This is a genomic window from Prochlorococcus marinus CUG1438, assembly GCA_017644325.1.
GTDB classification, from domain to species: Bacteria; Cyanobacteriota; Cyanobacteriia; order PCC-6307; family Cyanobiaceae; genus Prochlorococcus_A; species Prochlorococcus_A marinus_AA.
Map to the genome: position 1 here is coordinate 714,949 of JAEPLS010000001.1, position 15,819 is coordinate 730,767.

At 27.3% G+C, this 15,819-nt stretch carries 16 protein-coding genes; 6 read left to right on the plus strand and 10 right to left on the minus strand.

The window, feature by feature from the left end; genetic code table 11:
• Positions 1-76 precede the first annotated feature (76 nt).
• The 5 genes from JJ847_03965 to JJ847_03985 form a co-directional block, all read right to left on the minus strand.
• Positions 77-232 carry a hypothetical protein gene (locus JJ847_03965; protein MBO6960040.1) on the minus strand — a complete coding sequence of 52 codons (156 nt, stop codon included), beginning with the start codon at positions 230-232 and terminating at the stop codon, positions 77-79.
• Between the two features lie 105 nt (positions 233-337).
• Positions 338-1,216 (minus strand): LOG family protein, encoded by an 879-nt coding sequence (locus JJ847_03970; protein ID MBO6960041.1) that lies wholly within the window; start codon positions 1,214-1,216, stop codon positions 338-340.
• 20 nt (positions 1,217-1,236) lie between these two features.
• Entirely contained in the window at positions 1,237-1,752 is a 516-nt protein-coding gene (locus JJ847_03975) for a hemagglutinin (GenBank protein MBO6960042.1), read from the minus strand.
• Positions 1,753-1,826: 74 nt separating this feature from the next.
• A complete protein-coding gene (locus JJ847_03980; GenBank protein ID MBO6960043.1) occupies positions 1,827-1,973 on the minus strand; it encodes a hypothetical protein in 147 nt (48 codons plus the stop codon).
• Positions 1,974-2,174: 201 nt separating this feature from the next.
• Positions 2,175-2,339, minus strand: a complete 165-nt coding sequence (locus JJ847_03985) for a hypothetical protein (protein ID MBO6960044.1) — start codon at positions 2,337-2,339, stop codon at positions 2,175-2,177.
• A gap of 205 nt (positions 2,340-2,544) precedes the next feature.
• Here JJ847_03985 and JJ847_03990 point away from each other — a divergent pair, with 205 nt between their 5' ends.
• On the plus strand, positions 2,545-3,651 hold the full coding sequence (locus JJ847_03990; GenBank protein ID MBO6960045.1) for an AAA family ATPase: 1,107 nt from the start codon (positions 2,545-2,547) through the stop codon (positions 3,649-3,651).
• A 108-nt stretch (positions 3,652-3,759) separates the two neighbouring features.
• On the plus strand, positions 3,760-4,152 hold the full coding sequence (locus JJ847_03995; protein MBO6960046.1) for a hypothetical protein: 393 nt from the start codon (positions 3,760-3,762) through the stop codon (positions 4,150-4,152).
• On the opposite strand, the gene JJ847_04000 is transcribed toward JJ847_03995, so the two are convergent.
• From JJ847_04000 to JJ847_04015, 4 genes are read right to left on the minus strand one after another with little or no spacing between them, the layout of a single operon-like run.
• On the minus strand, positions 4,153-4,911 hold the full coding sequence (locus JJ847_04000) for a neutral zinc metallopeptidase (GenBank protein ID MBO6960047.1): 759 nt from the start codon (positions 4,909-4,911) through the stop codon (positions 4,153-4,155).
• Between the two features lie 42 nt (positions 4,912-4,953).
• The gene (locus tag JJ847_04005) at positions 4,954-8,781 is read right to left on the minus strand and encodes a CHAT domain-containing protein (GenBank protein ID MBO6960048.1); all 3,828 of its coding nucleotides are present in this window, start codon (positions 8,779-8,781) and stop codon (positions 4,954-4,956) included.
• A gap of 58 nt (positions 8,782-8,839) precedes the next feature.
• Entirely contained in the window at positions 8,840-9,172 is a 333-nt protein-coding gene (locus JJ847_04010) for a hypothetical protein (protein MBO6960049.1), read from the minus strand.
• 20 nt (positions 9,173-9,192) lie between these two features.
• Entirely contained in the window at positions 9,193-9,387 is a 195-nt protein-coding gene (locus JJ847_04015; protein MBO6960050.1) for an immunity 17 family protein, read from the minus strand.
• Between the two features lie 3,296 nt (positions 9,388-12,683).
• On the opposite strand from JJ847_04015, the gene JJ847_04020 reads away from it, so the two are divergent.
• Positions 12,684-12,896, plus strand: a complete 213-nt coding sequence (locus tag JJ847_04020) for a hypothetical protein (GenBank protein ID MBO6960051.1) — start codon at positions 12,684-12,686, stop codon at positions 12,894-12,896.
• A 19-nt stretch (positions 12,897-12,915) separates the two neighbouring features.
• Here the strand turns inward: JJ847_04020 and JJ847_04025 are convergent, their stop codons facing one another.
• Positions 12,916-13,296 (minus strand): DoxX family protein, encoded by a 381-nt coding sequence (locus JJ847_04025; GenBank protein ID MBO6960052.1) that lies wholly within the window; start codon positions 13,294-13,296, stop codon positions 12,916-12,918.
• A gap of 156 nt (positions 13,297-13,452) precedes the next feature.
• Here JJ847_04025 and JJ847_04030 point away from each other — a divergent pair, with 156 nt between their 5' ends.
• The 3 genes from JJ847_04030 to JJ847_04040 all read left to right on the plus strand — a co-directional run bounded on the left by JJ847_04030 (position 13,453) and on the right by JJ847_04040 (position 15,752).
• Positions 13,453-13,929, plus strand: coding sequence for a carbon storage regulator CsrA (locus JJ847_04030; GenBank protein ID MBO6960053.1), 477 nt, complete (start codon positions 13,453-13,455; stop codon positions 13,927-13,929).
• Between the two features lie 625 nt (positions 13,930-14,554).
• The gene (locus tag JJ847_04035) at positions 14,555-14,695 is read left to right on the plus strand and encodes a hypothetical protein (protein ID MBO6960054.1); all 141 of its coding nucleotides are present in this window, start codon (positions 14,555-14,557) and stop codon (positions 14,693-14,695) included.
• Between the two features lie 379 nt (positions 14,696-15,074).
• Positions 15,075-15,752, plus strand: coding sequence for a pectate lyase (locus tag JJ847_04040; protein ID MBO6960055.1), 678 nt, complete (start codon positions 15,075-15,077; stop codon positions 15,750-15,752).
• Positions 15,753-15,819 lie beyond the last annotated feature (67 nt).

Here is a 15,819-nt window from a genome sequence, read left to right on the forward strand (position 1 = left end):
TTGCCCCTTAAGTTTAGATATAATTTAAATCCGTAATATTCATGATTCTATTCATCTCTTGTTAAAAAGTATTTTTTTAGCCAGAACAAGAGAAAGCACCTGCAAGAAAATTTTTAAAAATTGGTGCTTGACCTAATGTGTATAAGAAGAAAGTTGATGATGCAAGAGTAATGGCTATTTTAGAAAACCTATTAACTTTCAAATTTGAGACTTTTGTAAATGCAGAATTCATTTTTTTATTAATGTACTGAAGTCATATTAGCTGCATAAATAAAATATTCAGCATCAAAATTTACCAAAGATTAATATTATCTCTGCTGTTGTTACTCCTGCATTTTTATATGTTGGAATTCTTTATTAAGTCCCAAGCCTCATTTGCTGTATCAGCATATTGAAAAATAGATAAATCATTCTCTCCAATTAAACCCATTTCAGAAAGAAATTGAAAATTAATTACCTTATTCCAGTAGCTTCTACCAAATAAAATTATCGGAATATTCTTTTTCATCCCGGTCTGTCTTAATGTTAATAATTCAAATAATTCATCTAAAGTTCCAAATCCTCCAGGGAAAAAAACTGCGGCAGCAGATCTCATAACAAAATGAAATTTCCTCATGGCAAAATAATTAAATTTAAAACATAATCCTGGAGTAATAAAAGAATTAGGGTGTTGTTCATTAGGCAGACTTATATTTAATCCAATCGATTTACATCCAGCATCAAATGCTCCTCTATTAGCTGCTTCCATTATTCCGGGACCGCCGCCAGTAACTATTACATGTGAATGGGGATTTTTTGTTTTGCTATCTAGCGAGATTATTTTAGATAATTCTCTTGCGGCAGAATAATAATGCGAAAGTGAGTACAAATTTTTTAATCTCTCGAAATTTATCTTTGAAGATTTAGATTTAGGATTAGTTGAAAGAATTTTTTCTGCATTATCTAACCTTTTTTTGGATGTAATTTCTTCTGTTATATGGACTCCTCCAAACACAATAACAGTTGAAATAATATTTTCCTTTTCAATAACCTGTTCAGGCTTTGTAATTTCAAGAAGCATCCTAACTCCTCTCATCTCATCAGTATTCAATAAGTCAATATCTTCGTGAGCTAGTGAATAAGTACTAGATTTTAAAATTGCTTCTAAATTACTAGCAACTAGTTCCAAATCATTACTCCTTTCTTGAGCTAAATTGAATTTAAAATTTTCATCCATATGCATATCTTTTTTATTAATTAATTTATTGCAGTTTTTTGAATTAAAGGATCAAACATTAATCTTTTGATTTGATCATTTTCCCAAATCCAATAAACGGGTGGACTTTTTCTGGCATTAATTAGGCTTAATTTGTTTAGTTTTTGAGGAACAAATTCTTTTTTTGGATCAAAAAATTTATCTCTTATAGGTTGATTTAAAACTATGCTCCCGTCTTTCCCAGAAATTGATCTGTGATAAGTTCCAATAGGAATTTCAATTGCTCCCATAGGTCTTTTTAGATAAATCACATGATGTGGCTCGTCCCAAGTTGGATTTATCAAAATAAATTTCCGCTCACCAGTAATAACTAAATTGTGATCAATTTGGTGATTGTGCACGTAGTACTGTTCATACTCAAATTCATCTGGCGGGGATATAGCCTCTCCAGAATGCATAACCACATCACAACCATTAGTTGACTCTATGCCTGCATCAAAAAAAGTTACTTTGGGAGTTTCTCTAAAAATAGTAATGGGGCAGAATTTTAATTTCATAATTCAACCTCCCTGCTAGTGGATTAACAAATACGATTAGAAGTTATTTGAAAAAAATAATTATTTATTGATACTTAGTTGCAACAAACTAAACAATCTTCCTCAGATGGATAATCTATACAACTTTGTTTTAGAGTTTTTTCTAAAGTTTGCATTTTCTTTACGTAATCAAGATCTCTCAAATCTTTTTTAGGAACAGTGAATTGCGTTTGTAGTCTCATTTTGTCCTCCTATTAATATTGTTGTTTGTAGCCATTCCAAGTTTGATTCAACCTTAATCCAAGATATGTAATTAAGATTGTCCAAAAAAGAATCTCTAAACTTAAATTAGTCATCTACTTTTCCTCCTTTTTTAATAACTAAGCTTTACTACGGATTAAATATAAAAATCAAGGGTAAGAATACTTAAGATAGATCGGATATTAATCACAATAAATTTTACAATGACTATTAGTAGGATGCGCTATGCATTCTTGATCCCAATATTTTTTTAATTCTTTTTTGGGTAATTGATAATTGAAATCATGCATTTTCCACATATCTGAAGTTGCATTTCTGAGAGCTATGTACGGAGTAGTGAGTTTCATAAAACCTCCTTTATCTCTTCTACTTCTTAATTATCCTTCTTTTAAATTGAAATTGATAGAGTATTATTACCCGAGTATTAGTGTTTTAAATAAATTTCTTTTTACTCTGTATGTGTCAACTTGTCCGGATTTAAGATATTTTTTCATTGTTGCTATTGTTTTTTTTTATTAGTCATTTATAAAAGTAAAACAGATTTTAATAATAATGGACAAAAAAGATTTTGCTAGTTGGTTTGAAAATTTATCTAAAAAAGAAAAAGAAGTAGTGAAATTGAGGTTTGGAATTGATGGGGAAGAACCTGTTACTCTTAACGAGATATCATTAAAACTAGGAATTGAAATTAGTAAGGCGAAATTAATTGAAGAAAAATATATTCAAAAGCTAAGAGTCTTATCTGATAAACCCCAATCGAAACAAACTGAGGAATTTATTGAAAATTCAAAAGAGATTTGTGATTTTACTAGTTTAAAATATCTTCTCAAAAGAAACTTTACTGAAATTGAGAATATTTCATTAGGAAATGCTTCAGCAGGTATACCTACCTCTTTCTACGATTTGGATGCGATGACTCAAGGCTTAAGAAGAGGAGATTTGATTGCTTTTGCAGGACGCCCATCAATGGGTAAAACTTCCTTAGCTTTGCAGTTGGCTAGAAATATTGCAGGTCAAAATCTTCCAGTATGTTTCTTCGGATTTGATTTGAGTAAAGAAGAATTGGCTTTCAGGTTATTAGGTATGGAGGTTGGTATAGAAATTGGTCGAATAAGAACAGGAAGATTTACTTCAGAGGAGTGGGAACTAGTTAATGAAAAGAATAAAAAACTTGAATCTCTCCCAATATTTTTAGAAGATAAAAAAGCTATCTCAATTGATGAAATAAAAAATAGATGTAGAAATATATCTAAGACCAATGATGAAAAAAGTTTAGGGCTAATAGTAATCGATTCTTATCACATGATGGAGCATTCAACCTTAAATGATTTTCAAGCCCAATTAGAGAGAAATACCAAAGAGTTGAAGAGTTTAGCAAAAGAGCTCAATGTACCTGTTTTAATTACCGCACCTATATCGCGAGGAGTTGAAGAAAGAGAAAATTGCAGACCGATGTTATCTGATCTAAGAGATTCTGATGCACTTGAAGATTACGGAGATATTATCGTAATGCTCTATAGAGATGAATATTATGACCCAGATACAGAAGATAGAGGTATAGCTGAGTTAATAGTTACTACTCACAGAAATGGTCCAGTTGGAACTGTTAAAATGTTATTTGAACCACAATTTGGGCGTTTCAGAAATTTAGTTGCATAAATTTATTAAGTTAGCCATTACTAAAAATTTTATTTTTAGTAAAGTGTAAATTTTAATTGAAAATGAAAAAAAATAATTTATTATATTTTTAAATTAATTTTATATGTGATGAAAAAATATTTGAAATTATCCTTTACAGCTATTGGTATATTTACCAGCCTATTAATCCAAAAAGTTGATGCTTATACCAGTCCTTACAATAGTGCAAAGGTAGCATATGCGATAAATTTTTGTGCCAATGAATATGGAATTTTCAATGACGCAGAATCTTTTAATAATATAAATCGCTATATGAAAAACAATCACAATATGGAACCTTGGCAGGTTTATAACCTTACTCAAAGGAAGGGATTTTGGAAAGAGACTTATGCCATAGTTACTAAAATGGGTGGTTGCAAAAAAATTGCTCAGGATTTACAAGATAGGATTAATGCGCAAGCAAGAGGTTTTTCTGGATTAAAAGATTCTCTAAATAATGATTATTTATATAAATTAGACTAATTATTTAAATGATCCTGTAATTGTTTTTGGGTAGGGAGTAATCTTCAGATTTAATTTTGAGTCAATAGATCTTTTCGCATCAACAATTGAAACATCTATTTTACCATCGCCTAAATCTTGCATTTCTTTGTTTGTACAACCATAGTTAATAATTCCCATTCCTGCTGAAAGAGCATATTTTCTTTGAGCACCAGTACCGTGAGTAGGATCTCCGATTGCATATGCTAAATTCGCCATATCAAGGGTATCTTGCCTTGTTATTCCTATTTCTGAGCTTCCTTCTTTTATAAATGCTCCTGCTATGCAGTCTGCTTGGAGTTCTAATGCTGGATCTTTTAAGTTTCCTAAAATACCAAAAGCTAATTGAACTGCATGAGCATATTCATGAGCTACAACAAAAGCAACTGCAGAGGGACCGAATTCATCTGCAAAATATTGAAGCTGCTCTGGAACTAAAAAAATAGTATGTGTCCTTGGGCAATAGGCACTCCCCCCCACTTCTGCACCAATTGAATAATCACCGCATCCTCCATAAACTTTGGAATCAGCAGCTATCGGTAAAATTTGTGGTGGTCTTAATACATCTTTTAAATCCTCATCGTTGTCCCATCGAGTATTTAAAAATCTAGTTGTTTTGTCTATATAAGTATATATGTCAGTTTTTTTTAGTCCTTGATTTTTTAAATTGTCAAATATATTTGCTTTACCTTCCTGCGATAAAAAAATAAAAAATATAGATAGAAAAAATAGTTTTTTCAAAATTTGTTTTTTTTATATATTAACAAAAAATATTATTTGGGTTTATTTATTTAACGATTTCCAATCACCACTTAATTGAAATGCTGCCCAATAGTAAGGATGACGTAAGCCAGGAATAGGGTGATTTAAGAAATCTTTTTGTGTATTTTTTAAAGCCTCTGCTTTACTTTGTCCTTCAATTAATTTTTTATAAAAACTCTCCATAAATCTTGCTGTTCCTGCATCATCAACCTTCCATAGTGATAATAAGCTTGATGAGGCTCCAGCAACAGAAATTGACCTTTTTAAACCAAATACTCCTTCACCAGATTGGCTTTCGCCTTTACCGGATTCGCAACCGGAAATAACAACCAATTCAGTCCCCTCCCAATTTAATCTAGTAATTTCAAGTGCTGTAAGATAACCATCATCAGAACTATTAAGATTAGGATTATTAGCTCCAGCAAGTACAATTCCACTGCGGAGTAAAGGATTTTTTTCTTCTTCATTGGGAATAAAATAAGAATGACTTGCTATATGTAAAATTTTTGGAGAATTAACTTTTTCTATCTCTAGAGAAGTAGCGTTTTCCTGTAAAAGAAGATCTGCATTAAGAAATTTTGATATTACTCTTCCTTCCTTTTCGGTACCTAATAACTCATTCCATTTTTGATTAGATAAAACACCTGATCTTTGTTGCCCAAAATTAATTTTCTTTGAAATTTCGCTAACAACTTTGTTAGTTAAATCAAATTTTGGATTAGCAACTACTAATGATCTCTCTAAGTTCTTTGATTTAATATTTTTAATTTTTATTAATTCTCTACCAGTAGTTAGTAATCGTATATTTTTATTTTCAAATAACAACTTTTGATCTGAGGAACCAATTGCTGCAAAGGGAATTCTATTTAATTCTGAATCTGGTGAAATAAATAATGTATTTACAGAACCTATCCTATTTTCTATGGGCTTAATAATAAGTTCACCTATTTCTTTCCATAAAGAAATTGCATTTGGTTTTTGATTTTCAGTACTTAAAATTGCATTATTTATTTTTTCTTCTAAAGGTTTAGCCAATCCAAGATCTATTTTAAAAATTTCTCCATTAGGTTTTAATACAAGAGCTAAATAACTATATTCACCAAAATTATCAGAATAAAAATCATAATTTAATACAGGACGAAATTTTTGAAATTCAATAAGAACAGAATTAGCCGGAATGTTCTTTTTTATTTGTTCAATTTCGATTATCTTTGGCTCAAGTGCAGGTATTTCTGAGTAAAGTTTTTCTTCTAGCTTTTCCTTTTGATTATTTAATTTATCAAAAATATTTTTATCAACACTCACATCAGAGATTTGTGTGTTGATATTTTTTATTTCTTCTAAAAGCATTTTCTGCTTATTATTTAAGTCAGACAAATTTGATTGATATTTTTCAATGTCTTCTAATAATCCTTGTCTATTTAGCCTTGCTTTAAGAGCTAGTTTTTTCCCGTTAGGAAGTTTATCAATTAAGGAAAACAAAATTTCATAGGAATTTAAAACTATTGCTGAGAACTTTTCTCTATCTTTTTCAGGTAAATATTGGGATTGCTCCTTGGCTAATAAAATTCCTGAATCGATTGTTTTTTCAATATATTTTTCAGCATCAATAGAATCTTTTTTTTCAATATATAATCTTGCTAAGCTTTGATAAAGTTGAATAATATCTAGGGATAATCTAGATTTATTTAAATATAAACTATGTATTTTTAAACTTTCTTTTAGATACTCTTCTGATTTTTTTAAATCCCCTTTATATAGATAAACTTCTCCAATAGACTTCAAAGTTGTAAATGATTGATAATTATTTATACCTCTTTTACTTTTTATAATGAAAAGTGCTTTTTTGTAGACATCTAGTGATTGATCGTATGATTTACTTAAAGCTAAAGTTGCTCCATCAATAATTAACTTAGTTACAATTTCTGGATCATTTTCATCGGCATTTTTAGATAGTAAAAAGTTATTACTAAGTTTTCCTTTACCGCCCTCTAATACCAGTAATATACTTTTCAATTTTTCTAAATAATTTACTTCAAATTTATATTTACGTTTTTTTATTTTGTAGATTTTTAAAGCATTATTAAGCATCTTTTTAGATTCCTTAAAGTCTCCAAGATAAAAATAGACTCCTGCTAAATCAGAATAACTTTTTGCTAGTGATAGATCATTTTTATCAAATATTTTGGTTCTTATTTCAAAAGCTATTATTGCATTTTTTTTTGCATTTCTATAATCTCCAATCTGATTATAGTCATGATGTATTTGCGAATATAAAAATGCTTTGTAATCAGGTATTGAGGTATAAAAATCATTTTGCTCTTTAGAAATATTTGCTATCTGAATTGCTTTTTTCCTGAGACTTATTGCTTTTTCGTAGTTACCGATCTCTGAGTAAAGTCCAGCTAAATTTTGATAGCTAGCTGCAGTTTGTATATTTTCTAAGCCAAAAACATTTTCTTTTATTTTAAGTACTCTTTCTTTAATACTTACCACTTCCTTAAAATACAATTTATCAACAAAATATTGTCCTCGATAATATAAAAATGATAAACCATCTAATAAATTAGCAACTTCTAAAGAATCTTTGCTAGTTAGTTTTTCTTCAACTTTTATACCTTTTATTTGGTATTCAATAGCTTTATCATAATTGCCGATTTTTTCAAAATTAAAAGCTATTGCAGAATATGGGAAAGAAGATACTCTGTTATCCTTTTTCTCAAGCTCAATTATTTTTTTGTAATTTTTAATTATATTTTTATAATCTTTTTTCTCTTCTAATTTTTTTATTTCTTCTGATAATTTAATGATTGTGTTAGATATTAAAAATTTTTTTTCTGTAATCTGTCTTTCTTCGTAAAATATTTTATTCTCAATTGCTAATTTGTTTTTTGGATTAATTAAAATCGCTTTATCAAAATCATCTATTGCATTTTGAAATTTATTAAGTGCTCCTTTTGATAAACCCCTTGCATTTAAAGCATCATCATTATTCGGATCATTTTTAATAACCACATCAAAATCTTTAATCGCTTCTTTGTATTCTTGAACCATATTTCTTGATAAACCTCTCAAAAAATATGCATCAATCTGATTTGGATCTAGCTTAATTAAATTTGAAAAATCATCTATAGATGCTTCATATTCCCCTAATTCTGATTTTGAAATTCCTCGGTTAAGTAGAGCTTCTTTATATTTTGGATTAATTTTGAGGGCTTTACTGTAGTCTTCTATAGAGCCAATAAAATCTTTCAGAGAATATTTTGATAATCCCCTTAAAAATAGAATATTTGTATCATCGCCATTTAAATTTAAGTATTTTGTAAAATCATCTATTGATTCTTTGAAATCTCCTAGTTTTTGTTTAGCGATACCCCTGAATAAAAAACCTTTATAATAATTAGGGTTTAGTTTTAGTGACTTGGAGAAATCAATAATAGATTCCTTAAAATCTCTAATTTCTGTTTTTGCAAGTCCTCTATTAAGAAATGATTGCCAAGATGGATTTATATTGATTGCTTTTGAATAGTCATCTATAGCCCCTTTAAAATCACCAAGAATATCTTTTACAAATGCTTTATAAAAATATGCATTACTATTAGTTTGATCAATTTTAGATGCTTTATCAAAAAAAAATATTGCATTTTCGTAGTCTTTTTTTTCTAAACTTTCTAGTCCTTTTTTAACCAATTCATCACTTCTTATAGCTTTTTTATAGATTTTATTATCTTGAATATCACTTCTAAAAATTTCTTGTGATTTTAAATATTCATAAGGTGAAAGAATATTTAAAAATATAAAAAAAATAATTGATATTTGCTTTTTATTTTTTAGTGCAAAAAAAAACATTTATGATTTCCATTCGAATTGATATTCATATTCTTTATATATACTTCCATATCCTTTCTTAATTTTTAGTCTTTTTTTTAATTTCAATATTGAGGGTTTTATTTTTATGCTTAAGTGCTTCTTCCTTCATTTTTTTTGTTAAATCAAAAGAATAGTATCCACCTATAAGTTGCAATGGAATCTTTATTTCTGGTTTAAATGAATTTATTCTTGCTAAAGAAAGAATTATGTATCCAGCTACAAATACAAATAAATAAGGTAATATCGCAAGTTTCAATGATCTTTGCCTTATACCCCAAATTAAAGATGAAAGAGGAGAAACAAGGCCAACAAATATCCCTATTAGAGTCGGGTTACATTTCTCTCTTCTTTCGGTTGGTGTTTGTCTCATTTTATAATTTACGATTAAAGTTAAAACCCTTTGATTCCCAATGCTATTAAAAAAATTCCCAAAGTTGAATAAAAAATTCTTGCTCCTTTTTTACCTCTACACAAAGATAAAACACCCTTAGCTTTAGGATGATTCCAGAACCAATTCCAATTACTTCTAGCTGCTAATAAAGCAAAAAAGCCTCCAAAAATGCAAAATAATTGATCTATATTCATTGCTAATTATTTTGGAAATCTTCACTAAAAATAAGAAAATAAATATTTCTGGGCAATTATATGTATATAAATTTAAATACTTTCAATCAAAAGCTCTAAGATTATCTATTCATTTTTTTAATTTGTAAAATACTATTTTTTCTATTCATCAAATAAATTAATTGTTTCTGGATTACCTTTCTTTGAACAATTCTTTTTATGCTCATAAATAATATTCATGTAGAACGCTCCAACATCAAATATTTTAAGTTTTTTCTTTAACCAATGGTCCATAGCTATAACAATAGTTATTTTTGGACAGCCTTTTGTCTGCTCAGCTCTAGATAGTTTATCTTTATTGTAACTAGGAAGTTAAAACCTTTTCTTAAAGTAATAAATTCGCTATAAGTGGTGTAAGGACTTGTCCTTTTCGTAAGGACTTGAACCTAGCGGTTTCAAGGTTAAATCCGCGCTCCTACACGCGAGTACAAAAACCTTTTTCTTAATGAAGATCTTCTCCAAGACACTTAGCTTGATTCATAATATAGTTTTGTTATTTCTTTCTTTATTACCTTTATTTTGACTTGAAATTTATAGAGTATTTGTAACCATTAAAAAGCGCTTTATTGTTTTCAAGGTAACCTTTTTCATTTTATGGGAGTACATATAATTTAGGATTCAAAAGTACTTAATCTACTTTGTAGATAGCGAAGTGCATGCTATTGCGCTGGAAATTATGGCGGTTATTCTGTAAAAATCCTTTTTAAGCTATTTCTTGATAAATTCCTGTTTTAGTAATCATTTAATCTATTTTTCTTTTTTGGCAGTATTTCCTTTAGCTCTTAAAAGTAAGGTTATTGTGAGAGCAGTACTAAGTATTACTGCATCAATTATTAAATGGGGTGTAATATCCATTAGCTAATCAAAGAAATAAGAAGGGTTATTATTTTTTCAGCTAAAAATCTTTTACCCATAAAAAAGGTCTGTTTAAATCAATCTTACAAAGAATTTCACTCAAATAAACAATTTTGGTAAGAAGGGGCAAATTTTGCCCCCTCTTGGTGAAACTCTTCCAAAGAAACACCATCAAAATTTTACTCTGATTAATACAAAGATGAATAAATTAATAATAATATGACTTTAAAATTTCATTAACTTTTCTAATGCATTTAATTAAACAACTAATTTATATGCAGTAATTTTTCTTAAAAAGTCATAAACTTTTTTATATCAATATCTATATAAAATTACACTTTCAAAGTGGCAAATTATTCTGTCATTTTTTTAATAGTTGCCGAATGGACACTTATATAAAAATTTAAGAAAAACTTTTAATCGAATTAGATGGAACTTGGAATGATATTAGTGATTCGCCATAGTGTGATGCGGCTAATTTCATTATTACCCAATAAAAAAAGTTCATTAAATTTTTTCCCACGAGTATTTAGTTGCTAGTTCAGATAACCTTATAATTTTTGTATTAGCAATATACAAAACAAATTTATCAAGCTATCAAGATACTTGTATAAAAAATAAATTTATCTTAAATAAGACAGATTATTACCTATGGGCAACGGATTAAATCTTTATGGGGCTTTGGACTCTAATCCGCTTTTTCTATTCGTAAATCATAATTATCCTCTAATTGAGCGCGATTGCTCATAGCATTAGTGGTTCTACATGAGTCTTTATAAGTTGATTAGAAAAATACTAATTAAGCATTTTTTAGTTTATTTATTGTATTAGGATGTTACAGAACTTTAGTCATATCAATAGATTCAGTATTTTTGCTCATTGATATAATCATTCTCACAATAATAGTATTGTCAATGACTAAAATGTTTTGATTTTGAAAAAGATAATTAAGTTTTTGAAACTATTTAAAAGGAGAATTGATATATTTAGCGCAGAAACTCAATTAAAATTTATATTGGAAAATTAATAATGGGATTCCTCATTTACCTATTTGTCTTGTTCTAGCGCTTATTTCTGTATTTATATAAGAGTTACGAGTAGTTATATGATCTTTATCCTTTTAGGGAGTTTATAAAAGAAGTATTTATTTTTAACTTTAAGTTTGGCTTTTTTTAAGGGTTGACACCTAAGCATAAATACTTTAAAAGTAGGATGTAGTAAATGCTACACAATCGTCCGATCTACCTTCTGATAGACCGCAGTACGACTCAAGCCATAGGACGGGGACTTGAGCAGATTTAGGAGCTGCATTATGGTAAAAATGTATTTCAATGGTAAGTCGTTCGTATATTGTAGAAAGCAAGAAGATAGGGCAATAAAGCTTATTTATAGAGGATCTAGTTACTTAAAAAAAGATTTCTAATCTTTTTGAGATATGGAATAAAAGTTTATTAAAGAGTCACTATTGAATTTATTAATTATCTTTTTGCAATACTAGAGATCAGAATTAACTTATTTCTTTGCTAAAAAAGTAATCCTTATAAATGATGATTTTTGGACAAGATAAAGACAAAATAAATGCGACTTTATTATCCCAATCTAATAAGTCTTTGAAAATAAATGTTTTTAATAAATTTGTAAGCTAATTTTTACTCTAAATTAGTAGAGATCTTTGCAAATGATGCCGTTATACTTATTTTTTATGAGTGTAGTATGCATATTATTGTTATTACTCTATTGAGTAATAGAGCAATTAAGATGAAAAAAACTAGATAATTTTTATTATTCATCACAAAAATATTTAAAAAGTTTTTAGACTTTTTTGATATGAATTTCAACTCGGTATTTTTTGATACTTTATAAGAAAAACTTATTGTGGATATATTTTTTGCCTATTAAAAAAATAATTTATTCGTATATTTGGTTACGAGAAATATTTGTATAAATTACTAATTTACAATCAGTTTTTATAATGGTTATGCAACCAATTTCTGAAGAACTTTACAAAAAAATACTTGAGAGTTCCAAAAAATGAGTAAGTTTTTAATTGCTTTATTAGCTTTAGATATAGGGGTTAGTCTGTCTAAAGTATTTATTTTTACCTGACTTAGAAAAAATGACTTTGTAAGATAGAGGCAAATCTTTAGTTTTAGATCTATTATTTCAAATGTACAATCTTGCTTCTTAAATATTTCTAAATAAAATTTGTTAATATGGAAAAAAACTAAAGTTAAATGCAAAATATAGATATTTCGTTAAATAAATTTTTAATTTTTGGTAAAAAGGTAAAAAAATATTTACCTTTCTTTATTGGATTTAAATTACTCACATTTACTGGCTTTCTAACTTATATGATGAATCGTTAATTAATTTTACATTCATAATTATTTAATTAAAATTTAGTGAATAAAGAAGAACGAACAAAAAGATTTAAGTCTTTGTCTAGTAGTGAGAGAAAGGCATTGATTTTAAAGAAGATGAAAATCATGGGAATAGAAGCTGGAAGCGGAGTACCTTATAAAAAATATGATAGTAAAGAGGTTTATGAATTAATTTACATTGCAAAACGTTTTCCAGAATTAATAGAAAATAAAAATAATAAAAATAATATTTAGTTTTATCTAATTACGTTATTTATATTTTTTCCCTTAATGCAGTAATAATTAATCCACCTATCAATCCTAGATTCATAAGGACCGGTCTCAGGTTGAAAGGAAATACATGAAAAATTATTGTTGTTGGAATAAGGAAAATTAATAAGAAGACTGAGCCAATTTTTTGATTTTCTCCAAATATAAAAAATCCCGATCCCAAGATAAGACATATAATGGCTCCCACTAATAGAATAGATGCAATTGGATCAGGAATACCTTTTGAAGAGATATATTCAACTGTTCTTTCAAACCCATTTATTTTGCTTGGTATGGCAGAGATAAAAATGGCAGAAATTGATACTCTTGAAAGAAAATCTAAAAAAGATTTTATACTTTTACTTTTGAAAATAAAAATCTTCATAATTTTAATACCAGAAACATCTTTGAATTTTCTTTAGAAATGCTAACGTAACCATAAGAATTTTATAGAGTTAGATAAATCTTTAAATAAGAATTAAGGCACTTTTTGAATTATCATTTTATTTTTATGCAATAATTTATCTTACTTGATTTGATAATGATTAAGACTTTACCTTTAACTTTATTTTTATTTCTTAGTTCTTTCATAGCTATTTATCCTTTAAGAAAAGAAAATATTGGCTTAATAAATTATTGTTATTCTCTAGAAAAGATACTTTCTAAAAATTCCTTAGAAAAAAACAAAAATATTTCTAAGAAATATAAAACCTTTGCAAACGATATTACTTCGTTTGGGACTAAAAAAACAAAAGGGGCATTAGTAAATAAGATGATTGATCAATATAAAGCTTCCAAAAAATTTTTTATTATAAATATTGTGCCTAATCAAATTTTTTGTTTGGCAGGATATTGGATCGAGGAGCTAAACCCAGGCACATTCCACTCTTTCTTCTATGAGATAAGCAAAGAAAAAATTAATCAATACAAAAATGTTAAAAAAGAATTTGATGAATTTCTGAATGACATTAATGACGAATATAAATATATAAAAAAAGAAATTAACAATTTCTTCTAGTAAATTAAAACCTTTTTCTAGTAGAAATACTTCATTTGCATTATTTATAAAAAATTATAAATAATGCCTTAATTAATGCACTATTATGAAACTCAAATTTACTAATTATTTTATTAATTTGTTCAATTTAGTTGACTTGATAGTTTGTCATTTTGCCTTTCTTGTCCCACCATAGACATAATTATTATGTTTTGAAATAATATTCCAACATTTTTTACAACAAAAAATCCAGTTTTTATGAATTATAGATTTAACCCTATATTGTACTAAATCTGGCTTTTTACATAAATCACATTTTTTCATTTACTTGAACTTTTGATTAATAAGTTTTAAAAATAAAATCGAGTATAAATTTTTAATATTCAGGAAAGGGATTTTAAATTTGCATTATATAAATGCTTTCTTCTTCAGCAAAGCGGTGGTTACGTAGAGTGCGAATCTTTCTTATAGAACTTTAAAGTATAGTAATTCAAAAATTTAAGTTTTAAAAATCCTCATAAACTTAATCCCCTTTACTACATCAAAAATTTTCAAAAATTTATTATACTATTGCATTAGAAATTTAAAAAGAAATTCACGATTATTATTTAATCAACTTTATTATTAATAAATATATTTTTTTACTATGAACATTTACTTATTTTGGATATTATTTTTAGCTTTATGGGCAATTGTTCCATTAATGATTATTAAGGGCAGAGTTGATGAATCACCCAAGATTAAAACCTCTCCAGATGTTAAGGTTAAGAAAAAAGGTTGGTTTTAAGGTAAAGTGTTTTTAATTTAATTTTTAAATTAGTTACAAGAAATAACTTGTTTATTTAAATTATTTATTAATACTGATGTAATGTTTCACTATTTAAGATTTGACAAAAGTTTTATAAAATTAGCTTAATTATTAAAATTTCTTCCTATTTTTTTCTAGGATAAATGTAAAGGGAGTTAAGTAAGAATTAAATAAGGATTCTTTATTGTTTTTAAAATAGTAGATCTATAAAATTATCTGAGAATTAATAACTATGAATAATTTAATTTAAATTCAAACTCTTCTAAACAGAGCTAGAATTCAATAGTTTAAATATAAAAATCTTTACTTAATTTATCCTTAGGTTTAAACTTAGGCTGAAAGTTAATCTTGTATATAAATGTCTGATATAAAAACACCTTGGGGTTCAATATCCTCAAAAGTTAGTTTATTCCCAATATACTATTTGCTATTTATTTATGGTTTCGTATACATATTACCTTTTGGCAAGAATTTTATGGGAACAACTTGGTTTGACTTATTAAAAAAAGAAGATGGACCTTTGGAGTGGTTGCAGTTTGCTCAGTTTTTTATTTCTTCTCTGATGGGCTTTTTTATTTTTTATAAGTCTAAAAAAAAGAAGTCAATAAATTCGTTGATTTGGTTATTTTTTAGTATGTTTTGCTTTTTGATTTCTGCTGAAGAAATAAGTTGGGGGGAGAGGATTACAGGTTTTACATTGAATTCTATATCTGATTTAAGTATTCAAGGTGAGACAAATTTTCATAATCTTCCTTTTTTTCATAATGTTCTCCTTGATCCACTATTACATGCCATATGCCTATTTTTAGGATGGGTGGGATGGAAGAAATGGCCTAATTTAACTTCTTTACCAAGTAGGAAATATAGCTTGTATTTTTTATTGGTGTCTTTATTTTTTGCTTACTATGATCTCTCGTGGGCTTCAACAGTTCAACATATAAGAAATGATCAAGAGATTTTTGAATTTCTCTTATCTACTGGAATCTTTTTGCATTTTTTTGAAGAATTTAAATTTCTAAAAAACCTAAAAAAATAATTTTTATATTTTCAAGAAATAATTAATAAATATTTTTTTCGGGTAAATCATTTTTACATTTAAAAAT

Excerpts from the sequence above, each read along its gene's own strand:
- JJ847_03965 (MBO6960040.1), bottom strand. The coding sequence starts at position 232 with ATGAATTCTGCATTTACAAAAGTCTCAAATTTGAAAGTTAATAGGTTT.
- JJ847_03970 (MBO6960041.1), bottom strand. The coding sequence starts at position 1,216 with ATGGATGAAAATTTTAAATTCAATTTAGCTCAAGAAAGGAGTAATGAT.
- JJ847_03975 (MBO6960042.1), bottom strand. The coding sequence starts at position 1,752 with ATGAAATTAAAATTCTGCCCCATTACTATTTTTAGAGAAACTCCCAAA.
- JJ847_03980 (MBO6960043.1), bottom strand. The coding sequence starts at position 1,973 with ATGAGACTACAAACGCAATTCACTGTTCCTAAAAAAGATTTGAGAGAT.
- JJ847_03985 (MBO6960044.1), bottom strand. The coding sequence starts at position 2,339 with ATGAAACTCACTACTCCGTACATAGCTCTCAGAAATGCAACTTCAGAT.
- JJ847_03990 (MBO6960045.1), top strand. The coding sequence starts at position 2,545 with ATGGACAAAAAAGATTTTGCTAGTTGGTTTGAAAATTTATCTAAAAAA.
- JJ847_03995 (MBO6960046.1), top strand. The coding sequence starts at position 3,760 with ATGAAAAAATATTTGAAATTATCCTTTACAGCTATTGGTATATTTACC.
- JJ847_04005 (MBO6960048.1), bottom strand. The coding sequence starts at position 8,781 with ATGTTTTTTTTTGCACTAAAAAATAAAAAGCAAATATCAATTATTTTT.
- JJ847_04010 (MBO6960049.1), bottom strand. The coding sequence starts at position 9,172 with ATGAGACAAACACCAACCGAAAGAAGAGAGAAATGTAACCCGACTCTA.
- JJ847_04015 (MBO6960050.1), bottom strand. The coding sequence starts at position 9,387 with ATGAATATAGATCAATTATTTTGCATTTTTGGAGGCTTTTTTGCTTTA.
- JJ847_04025 (MBO6960052.1), bottom strand. The coding sequence starts at position 13,296 with ATGAAGATTTTTATTTTCAAAAGTAAAAGTATAAAATCTTTTTTAGAT.
- JJ847_04030 (MBO6960053.1), top strand. The coding sequence starts at position 13,453 with ATGATTAAGACTTTACCTTTAACTTTATTTTTATTTCTTAGTTCTTTC.
- JJ847_04035 (MBO6960054.1), top strand. The coding sequence starts at position 14,555 with ATGAACATTTACTTATTTTGGATATTATTTTTAGCTTTATGGGCAATT.
- JJ847_04040 (MBO6960055.1), top strand. The coding sequence starts at position 15,075 with ATGTCTGATATAAAAACACCTTGGGGTTCAATATCCTCAAAAGTTAGT.